Origin of the sequence: Sulfitobacter sp. EE-36 (assembly GCF_000152605.1) — a bacterium.
Taxonomy (GTDB): domain Bacteria; phylum Pseudomonadota; class Alphaproteobacteria; order Rhodobacterales; family Rhodobacteraceae; genus Sulfitobacter; species Sulfitobacter pontiacus.
On record NZ_CH959310.1, the window covers coordinates 2466562 to 2480386 of the forward strand.

Annotated in this window: 11 protein-coding genes; 7 read left to right on the top strand and 4 right to left on the bottom strand. The window is 61.3% G+C overall.

What is annotated here, in order from left to right:
- The first annotated feature begins 23 nt into the window (after window positions 1-23).
- The 4 genes from EE36_RS14515 to EE36_RS14530 all read left to right on the top strand — a co-directional run bounded on the left by EE36_RS14515 (window position 24) and on the right by EE36_RS14530 (window position 3749).
- Window positions 24-1559: a TrkH family potassium uptake protein gene (locus EE36_RS14515; protein WP_005853496.1), complete on the top strand. Its 1536-nt coding sequence runs from the start codon at window positions 24-26 to the stop codon at window positions 1557-1559.
- A gap of 141 nt (window positions 1560-1700) precedes the next feature.
- Window positions 1701-1940: an RNA chaperone Hfq gene (hfq, locus tag EE36_RS14520; RefSeq protein ID WP_005853497.1), complete on the top strand. Its 240-nt coding sequence runs from the start codon at window positions 1701-1703 to the stop codon at window positions 1938-1940.
- A gap of 56 nt (window positions 1941-1996) precedes the next feature.
- Window positions 1997-3235 (top strand): GTPase HflX, encoded by a 1239-nt coding sequence (hflX, locus tag EE36_RS14525; RefSeq protein WP_005853499.1) that lies wholly within the window; start codon window positions 1997-1999, stop codon window positions 3233-3235.
- 112 nt (window positions 3236-3347) lie between these two features.
- Window positions 3348-3749, top strand: coding sequence for a DUF2177 family protein (locus tag EE36_RS14530; protein WP_005853501.1), 402 nt, complete (start codon window positions 3348-3350; stop codon window positions 3747-3749).
- 76 nt (window positions 3750-3825) lie between these two features.
- Here the strand turns inward: EE36_RS14530 and EE36_RS14535 are convergent, their stop codons facing one another.
- Both EE36_RS14535 and EE36_RS14540 read right to left on the bottom strand, forming a co-directional pair.
- Complete coding sequence (locus EE36_RS14535) at window positions 3826-4389, bottom strand: pseudouridine synthase (protein ID WP_005853503.1); 564 nt, start codon at window positions 4387-4389, stop codon at window positions 3826-3828.
- The gene (locus EE36_RS14540) at window positions 4386-6854 is read right to left on the bottom strand and encodes a penicillin acylase family protein (RefSeq protein ID WP_005853505.1); all 2469 of its coding nucleotides are present in this window, start codon (window positions 6852-6854) and stop codon (window positions 4386-4388) included. Before EE36_RS14540 ends, EE36_RS14535 begins: the two co-directional genes overlap by 4 nt.
- Window positions 6855-6952: 98 nt before the next feature.
- On the opposite strand from EE36_RS14540, the gene EE36_RS14545 reads away from it, so the two are divergent.
- Window positions 6953-7825 (top strand): NAD(P)-dependent oxidoreductase, encoded by an 873-nt coding sequence (locus EE36_RS14545; RefSeq protein WP_005853507.1) that lies wholly within the window; start codon window positions 6953-6955, stop codon window positions 7823-7825.
- Between the two features lie 45 nt (window positions 7826-7870).
- Here the strand turns inward: EE36_RS14545 and EE36_RS14550 are convergent, their stop codons facing one another.
- Together EE36_RS14550 and hemB are read right to left on the bottom strand one after the other, a co-directional pair.
- Entirely contained in the window at window positions 7871-8437 is a 567-nt protein-coding gene (locus tag EE36_RS14550) for a YSC84-related protein (RefSeq protein ID WP_005853509.1), read from the bottom strand.
- A 143-nt stretch (window positions 8438-8580) separates the two neighbouring features.
- The gene (gene hemB / locus EE36_RS14555; protein WP_005853511.1) at window positions 8581-9579 is read right to left on the bottom strand and encodes a porphobilinogen synthase; all 999 of its coding nucleotides are present in this window, start codon (window positions 9577-9579) and stop codon (window positions 8581-8583) included.
- A gap of 153 nt (window positions 9580-9732) precedes the next feature.
- Here hemB and EE36_RS14560 point away from each other — a divergent pair, with 153 nt between their 5' ends.
- On the top strand, window positions 9733-10260 hold the full coding sequence (locus tag EE36_RS14560; protein WP_005853514.1) for a hypothetical protein: 528 nt from the start codon (window positions 9733-9735) through the stop codon (window positions 10258-10260).
- Window positions 10261-10291: 31 nt separating this feature from the next.
- Window positions 10292-13780 (top strand): transcription-repair coupling factor, encoded by a 3489-nt coding sequence (gene mfd, locus EE36_RS14565; protein WP_005853515.1) that lies wholly within the window; start codon window positions 10292-10294, stop codon window positions 13778-13780.
- Window positions 13781-13825: the final 45 nt, after the last annotated feature.

Below are 13825 nucleotides of genomic sequence, written 5' to 3' on the forward strand. Positions count from 1 at the left end.
TCCAAATTACCGGAGCGCCGCACGTGAGACGCAAATCCTATATCCGCCGCGAGATCCTTGAACTGCCGCTGTTCTTGCTGATTTTCGGTGTGTTCAGCGCCTCGACGATCTTTCCGGCGATCTTTGCGCTGACCACCCAAGACCATCTGGCATCGCGGGCGTTTTTCTATTCGGGGCTGCTGGGGGTGATTATCTTTACCCTGATTGCGGTCGCCCATGCCGGACGGCGCGCGCGGCACGGGGCCTTGGGGCCGTTGATGTCGCTGTTTTCCAGCTTTGTCTTTTTGCCCGCGCTGCTGGCGATCCCGTTTCTCGAGGCTCTGCCGACCACGCGGTTCCTGCACGCCTATTTCGATATGGTCAGCGCGATCACCACGACCGGCGCGACGCTGTTCGATGATCCCGGACGGATCAGTGACACGCTTCATCTGTGGCGCGCGCAGGTCGCCTGGATGGGCGGCCTGCTGATGTGGATCGCGGCGTCGGCCATTCTCGCACCCTTACACCTTGGCGGATTCGAGGTGACCTCGCAGGCCGAACCCGGCAACCCGGACGAACGCCGCAGCAATATGGGCCAGATCGACCCGCGCCAACGGTTGCTCAGGTCCGCGGCGGCGCTGACGCCGACCTATCTGGCGCTGACGCTGATGCTGTGGCTGCTGCTGCTGGCCAACGGAGATCGATCGCTGGTCGCGCTGTGCCATGCGATGTCGGTGCTGGCGACCTCGGGCATCTCGCCACTTGGGGGAACGCATGACACCGGTGTCGGCTTTGGGGCCGAGGCGATGATGATGCTGTTCATGCTGTTCGCGCTGTCGCGGCTGACCTTTTCCAAAGACACGGTGACGGCGACGCAAGGGGGGCTCTTTACCGATCCGGAATTCCGGATGGGGCTGGCGCTGATCCTCGGCGTGCCTGTGGTGCTATTCGTGCGCCATTTCCTTGGCGCTTTCGATGTGGATGCCAGCGCCGAAGCGCTTGAGACCGGCAGCGCCTTCTGGGGGGCCATGTTCACGGTCACCTCCTTTCTGACCACCACCGGATTTGTCAGCGCGTCCTGGGCCGAAGCGCAAAGCTGGTCGGGGCTCGAGACGCCGGGGCTGATCCTCATGGGGCTGGCGCTGATCGGCGGCGGGGTGGCGACCACGGCGGGCGGGGTCAAGCTGTTGCGAGTCTTTGCGCTGTATCGCAACGGCGTCCGCGAGATGGAACGGCTGGTCCATCCGCACTCTGTCTCGGGCGCCGGTCAAGCGGGGCGGCGGCTGCAAAGCAACGGAGCGTTCATCGCCTGGATCTTCTTTATGCTGTTCGCGCTGTCGCTGGCGGGGGTGACCCTGCTGCTGACCTTCGTCGGCGCGCCCTTTGCCGATGCGCTGGTGATGTCGGTGGCCACACTGGCGACAACCGGCCCGTTGATGGAGTTTGCCGCCGATGCCCCCATCGCGTTGATCCAGCTGGGCGACGGGGCCAAGATGATCCTATGTGCGGCAATGGTGCTGGGGCGGCTGGAAACTTTGGCGATTATTGCGCTGCTCACCCCTGATCTGTGGCGCGCGTGACACGGGATGCGGCTTTGCGCGCAACAGTTCTGACATTTTGGGGTGGAAACTCTGTGCGCGGGTCTTCATAGTCTTCCGAAGGGGTGAACCGATCCGCGGTTGCCAGCAAGAACAACAGCAAGAATAAGAGCGAGACCAACAATGGCGGCTGACCGACAAAACCTGCAAGACGCATTCCTGAACCATGTGCGCAAGACAAAGGTGCCGGTAACGATTTTCCTGATCAACGGTGTGAAGCTGCAAGGCGTCATCACATGGTTTGACAATTTCTGTGTTCTTCTGCGCCGTGATGGCCAATCGCAGCTTGTTTACAAACATGCGATTTCCACGATCATGCCAAGCACGCCGATCTCGCTATACGAGGGTGAAGACGCTAATTGAGCCGTCCTCCGTTTCAAATTGATGACACTGCAGGCCCGAAGCGTACCCGGGCTTGGGTGATTCACCCTGACATCAAGTCAGACAATGACCGCCGCATCGCGGAGCCCGCCTTGGCGGAAGCCGTCGCCTTGGCCCGTGCCCTCCCGCATCTGGACGTGGAAGGGGCCAATATTGTGCCCCTGCGCACCGTCAGCGCGGGCATGCTGTTCGGCTCTGGCAAGATCGAGGAGCTTCGGCTTGTCTTTGAAGAGGCCGAGGTTGAACTGGTGCTGGTCGATGGACCAGTGACGCCGGTCCAGCAGCGCAACCTTGAAAAAGCATGGGGCGTCAAACTGCTTGACCGTACTGGTCTGATCCTCGAAATTTTCAGCGACCGCGCCGCCACCCGCGAAGGGGTGCTGCAGGTCGAAATGGCCGCGCTGAACTATCAGCGCACGCGTCTGGTCCGCGCCTGGACCCACCTTGAACGTCAAAGGGGTGGATTGGGCTTTGTCGGGGGCCCCGGCGAAACCCAGATTGAATCGGACCGCCGCGCCATTGACGAACAACTGGTGCGCTTGCGCCGGCAGTTGGACAAGGTCGTCAAGACTCGGGCCTTGCACCGCGCCGCGCGTGCCAAGGTACCGTTCCCCATCGTGGCGCTGGTGGGCTATACCAACGCAGGCAAATCGACGTTGTTCAACAGGATGACCGGTGCCGATGTGATGGCGAAAGACATGTTGTTTGCGACGCTGGACCCGACCATGCGCAGCCTTGTGCTGCCCGACGGGCCAGAGATTATTCTAAGCGACACCGTGGGCTTCATCTCTGACCTGCCGACTGAACTGGTCGCCGCCTTCCGCGCGACACTAGAAGAGGTTCTGGCCGCCGATATCATCTGCCACGTGCGCGATATATCTCATGCCGAAACGGAAAGTCAGGCACGCAATGTGCGCGATATCCTGACGTCCTTGGGCGTGCCCAAGGATACGCGCAGCTTCGAGGTCTGGAACAAACTCGACCAGTTGGATGACGACCGTGCCGCCGCCGTACGCGCCCGTGCGCAGCGCGACGACAGTGTTCTTGCCATCTCTGCCATCACGGGAGAGGGGTTGGACGAGTTGCAAGCGGTCATCGCCGAAGCGCTGCAAGGTGCGGTGCGTGAAGCCGAGCTGACGCTGGCCTTTGCCGATGGCAAGAAACGCGCCTGGCTGTTCGAACAGGACGTCGTGATCGAGGAAACCCAAACCGAAGACGGGTTCAATCTGGTCGTGCGCTGGTCGGCACAGCAAGAAGCGCAATACCAGCGGTTGTAAGGCCGGCAGGTCTCGGGACCATTTAAAATAGGATAAAAAACGCCCGGAAAAGTCGCATTTTCCGGGCGCTGCTGCATATGATTGGGGAGCGTTGATTTTTCAGGAGCCCCCGATGACTTTGATTATTCTTTATGTGCTGACATTCGCGATCTTTCTGGGGCTCGACTTTCTGGGCCTGAGCTATCTGATCAAACCGGTTTTCAGCCGCGATATCGGCCCCTTGCTGCTGGACCAGTTCCGGCTTTTGCCTGCCTTTGTCTTCTATGCCTTCTATATCGCTGTGCTGCTGTATTTCGTCAGCTGGCCCGCAATTGCACAGGATAAATCCTTGTTGTGGGTCTTTGGCAATGCGGCGCTGATCGGGGCCTTGGGGTATGGCACCTATGAGTTCACCAACCTCGCGACGTTGAAAGACTGGACACCGCAAATGGTGGCGACCGATTTCTCTTGGGGGGTGGTGCTGACCGGGACCTCTGCCACGTTGGGGGTCTGGGGCACGCGGGTGTTTTCCTGACGGTTCAGGCGTCGGGGATAAGGGGGGCCAGCCCCCCGGCCTTTGGCCGCCCCCCGGGATTGTGGGCCATTTGGAATTAGCGGCCAAGCTCGGATGAGAAGCGCCATGCGCCGGGTTGGAGCTTGTGCAGTTCCCAGTCTCCGACGCGCGCGCGGATCAGGCGGAGTGTCGGCAGGCCGACATGGGCCGTCATGCGCCGCACCTGACGGTTGCGACCTTCGGTGATCGTGATCTCGAGCCAGGCATCAGGGACGGATTTGCGAAACCGCACCGGCGGGTCGCGGTCCCACAGAGGCTCGGGCGGGTCCATCAGCCGCGCCTTGGCGGGGGCGGTCTTGCCGTCTTTGAGCGTGACACCGCTGCGCAAAGCGGCGAGGGCTTGTTCATCCGGCGTGCCCTCGACCTGCACCCAATAGGTTTTGGCCAGTTTATATTTCGGATGCGAGATACGGGCCTGCAGCGGGCCGCTGTCAGTCAGCACCATCAGCCCTTCGCTGTCGCGGTCCAGCCGTCCGGCGGGGTAGAAGCCCTTTTCATCGATATAGGCCGACAGGGTCGGACGCGGCGAGCCTTCGGTGCCCTTGTCGGTGAATTGGGACAAGACGCCAAAGGGTTTGTTGAAAAGGATCACGCGGTTCATTCTGCCTCCGGTACCAGCTTGGTGATGCCGACGGGGGCGGCGCGGGCGAGCTCTTCGTCAAGCGACATGGGGATGTATTCGCCGCGCCGCCAAAGCTGTGCCAGATCGTCGTAGTGATGCGACAGGAAGTGGCCCGATTGGCCGGTTGAGGTGATGAACACCGATGAATCCGGATCGGCGAAGTCATAAACCCCGCGGAAGCCTGCGCCGTGGACATTGGCGAAAGGGTCCGGCCCCGTGCCACGGGTGCGGCCGCGCAGCAGCGTGTTGTCACCGCCCGAGGTCGATTGGCGGATGTTCATGAAGTAGCGCAGCACGGGGACTTCGCCCAAGGTCTGGTGGTCGTGGGTGGCTTGGTGTGCGTCGCCCCACCGCAGGGATTCCAGCTGGGTGCCCCATGTCTCGTTGATCCAGATCAGCGCATCGTCCAGCGCCATGCGGGCCATGTCGGGGCAGGTCTCTTTCGGGGCGGATTGCAGCACGTCGCACCATGCCGCCGCACCGTCCACATCGCGGAAAACACGTTCGATGAACAGCGGATCGACATGATCGAATTCCTCCGCCAGGGCCCCAAGCTCGTCTTGGATCAGCCGTTGCTGCAAGGCGCGCAGCCAGGCGGCATAGATCAGCGGTTCGGGCAGATGTTCGTTCATCTCGCCCGACCAGCCGGCAAGCAGGGTCAGCGCCCGTTGGCGTTGGCGCTCAGACGTGCCTTCGGGCGCGGTTTCGCCGGTGAACCACAGCTCGGCCCCGATCAGCGGTAGCAGGGAGCGCGCGGTGAAGCTGACCGTATCCAGCTGCGCCTCGATAAAGCTGTCGCGCGTGTGCACCTGACGGCGCTGCATCAGGTTGCGCCACCGTTGGATGCGTTGCGTATCGCCCCAAAGGAAGGACACGTGGTTGGGGAAGGGGCGGTCCACCGTCTTGTTGTTGGTATTGCCGATAATCCCGCCACGGGGCGACAGGAATTCGGGGTTTGCGCTATAGGGCAGGCGGCCCTGCCAGCGGTTCGCGGCGATCCAGCCCGGTGTGGGCATGCGCCCCTGGCTTTGATGCGCGGCGTCGCGGGCGGGCAGCGCGCCGATGGTTTTCATCGCGATGGTATTCACGTCCACCAGCGTCAGGTTTTGCGACGGCGCGATATAGGCCTCGCCCGCGGTGATCCCTTCCTCGACGGTCTTGGCCTCCATCAACTGCATGGCCGCGGCGATCGAAGTATCGGCGGGGTCAAGCGCGGTCCAGTTCAGCGCGGCGACATGACCGGGCGGGGTGATCGCAGCGAGGTTATAGTGGCTGCCGGGAAGCACCGGCCCATTGTCGGTCCAGCGCAGGGTCAGCGTGATCGGATCGGCATCCTTGACCGTGATGATCGACGCGCGTTTGGCGAATTTCTTGAACCCGTCGGGGGTGCGGTATTCCTCGCTGTTGTCGGGGTTCAGCTCTTCGATATAGACATCCTGATCGTCGGCATAGGATGAGGTGATCCCCCAGCCAAGCGCGCTGCTGCGCCCTGTCAGCACCACGGGGATACCGGGGATCGTGCCGCCGATGACGCCGCCCGATTGCAACTCGAGCCGCGCGAGGTACCAGATGGTCGGCGCGGTGAAGCCCAGATGCGGGTCATTGGCGATCAGCGTCCCGCCCGAGGCAGAGCGATCCCGTGCGGCAGCCCAAGCGTTAGAGGCACCCGCCAGATCAAAGTATTTGAACGGCGACAGCGGCGAGGGATCGAGGGGGATATTGGCAGCGAACTGCGGCAGGCCGGGGGCCAGCTGCGCATATTCGGGCAGGGCGGCGATGCCGCTACCGGGGGCGTCAGGCAGAATATCGGACAGGCGCTTATGATCGGGCAGCGCGAGCGAGGTGCGGGCGCGCTTGACCTCGGCATCCAGATGCCCCGACAGCTGCAAGGCCATCAGCTTGACCAGCGCGACGGAATCCGCTGCGCGCCAGGGGGCGACAGGGGCATCAAACAGCAGCATCTCGGGGGCACCGCGACCCAGGGCTTCGGTGTTGATCTGATCCAACCGGGCATTCACCCCGGCGGCATAGGCATCCAGCGCTGCGCGGGTCTTGGGGTCGAGCGCCTGAAGCGATTGCACCGACAAGGTATAAAGATCAAAGCGGCGCAGCAGACGGTCGATACGGACGGTCGTGGTGCCGAAAACCTCGGACAAGCGGCCTTGGACCGTGCGGCGCATGGTGATCATCTGCCACAGACGGTCCTGCGCATGGGCAAAGCCCAGCCCGTAGAACACATCTTGGTCACTTTCACCGAAGATATGCGGCACATTGGCGTTGTCGCGCACGATCTCCACCTCGGCCCCGAGGTTGGGCACGCGGACCGTATCGTCGTAGTCAGGCAGCGACCGCGAGGCCAGCCAATAGGCACCGCCGACACCAATTACCGCCAGCACCACCAAGAGCGTTGCAATTCGCATCAGCCACCGAAAAACCACTGCCATGTCACGCTCCTGGGTATATCTACGCGCGATTGACCAATGCGCGCAGGGTGATAGGTTCCTCTCAGGCAATAGCGCAACTGAATGACAAGGAAAAGACGATGGCAAAGCTCGCATTTTTGGGATTGGGCGTGATGGGCGCGCCAATGGCCGCGCATCTGCAAAAAGCGGGGCATGACGTGACCGTGTACAACCGCACCACAGAGAAGGCGCGCGCTTGGGCAGAAACCCACGGTGGCAAGATGGCAGAGACGCCCAAAGCCGCCGCTGAAGGAGCAGAAATCGTTTTTTCCTGCGTCGGCAATGATGACGATCTGCGATCCGTCTGCATTGGTGACGACGGCGCTTTTGCCGGAATGGGCGAGGGCACGATTTTTGTCGATCACACCACGGTCTCGGCAGCGGTTACGCGCGAGTTGCACGCGGCGGCGGATGCGCGCCAGATCAGCTTTGTCGATGCGCCGATTTCCGGCGGGCAGGCGGGGGCGGAGAATGGCCAGCTGTCCATCATGTGCGGTGGCGATTCCGGTGCCTTTGATCGTGCGCTGCCCGTGATGGAGGTTTACGCCAAGATCTGCCGTCGCCTTGGCGACAGTGGTGCCGGCCAGATGACCAAGATGTGCAACCAGATTGCCATTGCCGGTCTGGTGCAGGGCCTGAGCGAGGCGCTGCATTTCGCCCAGAAGGCCGGATTGGACGGGCGCGATGTGGTCGAGGTGATCAGCCAGGGTGCCGCAGGCAGCTGGCAGATGGCCAACCGCTACGAGACAATGCTGGACGATAAATTCGACCACGGGTTTGCCGTAGACTGGATGCGCAAGGATCTGGGGATTTGTCTGGACACCGGTAACGAGATCGACGCGAGCCTGCCTGTCACGGCGCTGGTCGATCAATTCTATAAGGATGTGCAGAAAATGGGGGGCGGACGTTGGGACACGTCGGCGCTGTTCAAACGTCTGAACGCCTTGGGTTAAGCCCAAAGCTGCCCGATCCGCGATGGTGCGGATCGGGCGTTTTGCTTAGGGAATGATGCGCGAATATTTCGTGCCTTCAAGCGTGGCACCGATACGCAGACCGGCGCGGCCAAAGACGGCGGCCAGCACGGGGGCAAGCACGGTTGTGGTATCCGCTTCGACGCTTTCGCCGCGATCCGAGATGACATATTCCAGATCGGCACCCGCAGCCCAACCGGGGGAGCGGCGGAAATCGCTGAGCGCGGCTTCGGTCATGAAGAACAGCACATGCGCATATTGCTGCGCCCCGATCTGCAAGCCGCCCGTCGCCTTGGTGACCGAGTAATAGTCGACAGTCACGTTATTCACCCGCAGCGCACCACGACCATAGGCACCGCCAAAGCCAAGGCCCGCCTCGGTCACCAGCGGCATGATCAGCATACCGTTGGATTTTTCCGCCAGTTGCCGCGTGTTGGGGAAGCTGCGGTACATCGCGTTGAGCGTCGCATCAACGCGGGCGTCGATCATCCCGCTGCCACGGCTGCCGACACCGTTGCCACATGCCGCAACGGCACCCGCGCTTGCAATCGCACCCAAAGCGAAAGCCCGGCGCGAGAAAGTGTTGTTTGTCATAGTCTTCTGCCTGTAATTGCCTGTGCCGGTTCATCCGGTTTCTGCGCGATCTTATGCTCAAAACCCGCGGGTGTCACGAATTTAGGGCTTGAATCGGCGGTGATTTGCCACAAGTGGCGTGCTATTTGCGCATCGAAGCCGCGTTATCCGTTCATCAACCGCGCCACGGCGGGGGCAAAATAGGTCAAGACCCCGTCACAGCCCGCACGTTTGAACCCCATCAGGCTTTCCATCATCACGCGGTCTTCGTCGATCCAGCCATTCTGGGCGGCGGCTTTCACCATGCTGTATTCACCCGACACCTGATAGGCAAAGGTCGGTGCCCCAAAGCTGGATTTCACGCGATGGCAGATATCAAGATACGGCATGCCGGGTTTGACCATGACCATATCGGCCCCTTCGCGCAGATCACGCTCGATCAGGCGGATCGCCTCGTTGCTGTTGGCGTAATCCATCTGATAGGTCTTCTTGTCGCCGGTCAGCGCCCCCGAGGCCCCGACAGCATCGCGGAACGGGCCATAGAAGGCCGAGGCGTATTTCGCCGCGTAGCTCATGATCATCACATCCGAATGGCTTGCCCCTTCAAGACCTGCGCGGATCGCGGCGATGCGCCCGTCCATCATATCGGACGGCCCGATGATATCGGCCCCCGCGTCGGCCTGCGCCAGCGCCATCTTGACCAGCGCCTCGACCGTGCGGTCATTGACGATGATCCCGTCTTCGACAAAGCCGTCATGGCCGTTGATATTATAGGTGTCCAGCGCGACATCGGTCATGAGGACCATATCGGGTACCGCCTCGCGGATCGCACGCAGGGCGCGGTTGGCGTTGTTTTCAGGATCCCAGGCACCGGCGCAATCCTCTGTCCGGTCCTCGATACCGGTATAGGGGAAGATACACATCGCCCCGATCCCCAGATCAGAAGCCTCGCGCGCGGCATCGACCAGCTTGTCAACGCTGCGCCGATAGACGCCGGGCATGGAGGGGACGGGCTCTTCCACGCCCTCACCGCTGCGCACGAACACCGGCCAGATCAGATCCCCCAAAGACAGCGCATTTTCACGGACCAATGCGCGGACGCCCTCGGATTGACGGGTGCGGCGCAGGCGGGTGGCGGGAAAGGGGGCTTGTTGGGGTCTCATGCAAAAATACCTCAGATGCTATCGGGCAAGGCTTGCCACGTATTTTTGCACGGCTCAAGGCTAGGAATTTCGCGAACGCGCCGCTATGACAGGCAGACGATTGTAGGGCAGCACGTCTGAACACAATGATTTCACTTCAAAGATGAGCGAACCTTGACCCTCTATCAGACAATTTTCGAAGTCATCGACATGCGGTCTTTTTCCAACCTGTGGTACTGGATCGCCGTTGCGGTGATCTGGTCTTCTGCCAGCCATTGGGTCTTGGGCGTGCCCTTTGATATGGTGCTGCGTGCGCGGCGCAACGGTGAACAGGCGCTGGTCGACCTGGAGGATATGGCACGCATCAACGTGAACCGTATTCTATATATCACCCAAGTGTCCGGCATCTGGATTTTGGGGTTCACCTGCTTTTTCATGACGATGCTCTTTACGCTGGCGGTTTTCTACCGTTTCGAATTCGCCCAAGCCGTGCTGTTGCTGGCCTTTCCGCTGTGTCTGGTAGGGGTGCTGAGCGTGTCGACCGCGCAGCAGATCCGCGAGGATTCCGGCACCGGCGACCGCCTGATCAAACGGCTGAACCGTCACCGTCTTTATACCCAGATCATCGGGATGATTTCGATTTTCATCACATCGATGTGGGGCATGTACCAAAACCTTTATACAGGTCCGTTTGGCGGTTGAAAAAACCGCGATCGGATACAGGTAGCTGCTGATGTCAGAGAAATCCCAAATCACGCTGTCCGGCGTTCCCGAAGGTTTTGACGCACAGGCGGTGCTGAACGAACTGGGCAAAAGTGGCACACCGGTGTTGCATATTGCCCGCGATGACAAACGCATGGTGGCAATGCAGGCGGCGCTGCGCTTTTTCGCGCCGGATGTGCCTGTGGTCGTCTTCCCCGGATGGGATTGCCTGCCCTATGACCGCGTGTCGCCCAATGCCGATATCTCGGCGCAGCGGATGGCGACGCTGGCGGGACTGGTGCATGGAATGCCGGACCGTTTTATCCTGCTGACCACGCTGAACGCCGCGACCCAGCGGGTGCCTGCGCGCGATGTGCTGCGCGATGCCGCGTTTTCGGCCCGTGTGGGCGACCGGATAGACGAGGCGGCCTTGCGCGGATTCCTTGTCCGCATGGGCTTTGTCCAGAGCCCGACGGTGACCGAGCCGGGCGACTACGCGATCCGCGGCGGCATCATCGACATTTTCCCACCCGGTGATCTTGGCCCTGTGCGGCTGGACCTCTTTGGCGATACGCTGGACGGGGCGCGCCGCTTTGATCCGGTGACGCAGCGCACTACAGAAAAGCTGGAGCTCGTGGAGCTTGCCCCCGTCAGCGAAGTCATCCTTGACGAAAGTGCTATCACCCGTTTCCGCCAGAACTACCGGATCGAATTCGGGGCCGCGGGGACCGATGATCCGCTATACGAAGCGATCAGCGCAGGGCGCAAGCATCAGGGCGCGGAACACTGGATGTCGTTCTTTCACGAAACGCTCCAGACCTTGTTCGACTATGTGCCGCAGGCGACGATCACGCTGGACGACCAACTGACCGCGCAACGTCTGTCGCGGTGGGAGAGTATCGCGGATCAATACGAAACCCGCAGGCTGGCGATGGCGAACCGGTCGAAGATGGACAGCGTCTACAAGCCCGCACCGCCCGAAGGGCTGTACCTGACCGACACCGCGTGGGAAACCGCGCTGATCGGCAAACGTGTGATCAGTTTCAAGCCGCTCCCACAGCCGACAGGTCCGAATGTGCTGGATGCGGGTGGACGCTTGGGGCGCAACTTCGCGCCCGAACGTCAACAGGAAACCGTCAGCCTTTTCGGTGCCTTGGCCGCGCATATTAAAGCAAAACTTCAAGAAGGTCCGGTGGTCATCGCCAGCTATTCCGACGGTGCGCGCGAACGGTTGACCGGGCTGATCGAAGACGAAGGCATGGGCGAGACCATCGCCATCAAGAACGGCACCCGCATCGGCAAACGCGGTCTGCATCTGGCGGTTTGGGCGTTGGAACACGGGTTCGAATCCCCTTGGGAAAGCGGCAGCAGCGCGTCGAAACTGACCGTCATCTCTGAACAGGACATCCTTGGCGACCGCTTGATCCGCGCGCCGAAACGTAAACGGCGGGCCGAGAATTTCCTGACCGAGACACAATCGCTGAGCCCCGGCGATCTGGTCGTGCATGTGGATCACGGTGTCGGCCGCTATCTGGGGATGGAGGTGGTCACCGCCGCCGGTGCCGCCCATGAATGTCTGCTGCTGGAATACGCCGAAAGCTCGAAGCTCTATCTGCCGGTCGAGAATATCGAACTGCTGTCCCGTTATGGCCATGACGAGGGGCTGCTTGACAAGCTGGGCGGTGGCGCGTGGCAGTCCAAGAAAGCCAAGCTCAAGGAACGCATCCGCGAGATGGCGGACAAGCTGATCCGCATCGCCGCCGAACGTGCGCTGCGCAAAGCGCCTGTCATGGATCCGCCCCCCGGCATGTGGGACGCGTTTTCCGCGCGCTTCCCCTATACCGAGACCGACGACCAGTTGAATGCCATCTCGGATGTGCTGGACGATCTGACCAGCGGCAACCCGATGGACCGGCTGATCTGCGGCGACGTGGGCTTTGGCAAGACCGAGGTCGCCATGCGCGCCGCCTTTGTCGCGGCGATGTCAGGGCTGCAAGTGGCGATTGTCGCGCCGACGACCCTGCTGGCACGTCAGCACTATAAATCCTTCGCCGAACGCTTCCGTGGCTTCCCGCTTGAGGTGCGTCAGCTGTCGCGTTTTGTCTCTGCAAAAGAGGCCACAGCCACCCGCGACGGCATCAATCGCGGCACTGTCGATGTGGTGGTCGGCACCCACGCGCTGCTGGCAAAGACGGTCAAGTTCAAGAACCTCGGCCTGCTGATTATTGATGAAGAACAACACTTTGGCGTGGGTCACAAAGAACGGCTGAAGGCGATGCGCACGGATATTCACGTGCTGACCCTGACCGCCACGCCGATCCCGCGCACCCTGCAGCTTAGCCTGACCGGCGTGCGCGACCTGTCGATCATCGGCACGCCCCCTGTCGACCGTCTGGCCATCCGCACCTATGTCAGCGAATTTGATGCCGTCACCCTGCGCGAGGCGCTGTTGCGCGAACATTATCGCGGCGGGCAGTCTTTCTATGTGGTGCCCCGCATCACCGATCTGCCGGAAATCGAAGCGTTCCTGAAAGAGCAACTGCCCGAGCTGACGTATCTTGTTGCCCACGGGCAGATGGCCGCCGGAGAGCTCGACGATCGGATGAACGCCTTTTACGACGGGAAGTATGACATCCTGCTGGCCACGACGATTGTGGAATCCGGGCTGGATATCCCGACCGCCAACACGATGATCGTGCACCGTGCCGATATGTTTGGTCTGGCGCAGCTCTACCAGATCAGGGGCAGGGTGGGCCGATCAAAAACCCGCGCCTATGCCTATCTGACAACCAAACCCCGTGCCAAGCTGACTGCCACCGCAGAGAAACGCTTGCGGGTGTTGGGCAGCCTCGACACGCTTGGGGCAGGCTTTACGCTGGCGTCGCAGGATCTTGATATTCGCGGTGCGGGCAACCTGCTGGGCGAGGAACAATCCGGCCAGATGCGCGACGTGGGGTTCGAGCTTTATCAATCCATGCTGGAAGACGCGATTGCCAAGATCAAATCGGGCGAGCTGGAAGGCGTGATCGACGACGATGGGCAGTGGGCACCGCAGATCAATCTGGGCGTGCCGGTGCTGATCCCCGAGGATTACGTGCCTGATCTGGATGTGCGCCTCGGGCTCTACCGTCGCCTGTCCGAACTGACCACCAAGGTCGAGCTGGAAGGCTTTGCCGCCGAGCTGATCGACCGTTTCGGCAAGCTGCCGAAAGAGGTGAACACGCTGATGCTGGTCGTGCGGATCAAGGCGATGTGCAAACGCGCCGGTATTGCCAAGCTGGATGGCGGGCCCAAGGGCGTCACGATCCAGTTCCACAACGACAAATTCGCCTCGCCCGAGGGGTTGGTCACCTTCATTCAGGACCAACGCGGACTGGCAAAGGTCAAAGAGAACAAGATCGTCGTCAAGCGCGACTGGAAAACCGATGCCGACAAGATCAAAGGGGCCTTTGCCATCGCCCGTGATCTGGCAGAGCATGTGATCGCCAAGGAAAAGAAGGCCAAGAAAGCAAAAGCCTGACCCGTTTCGGGGTCAGGCTTTCACAACCGTCTGTGGTCAGGCCGC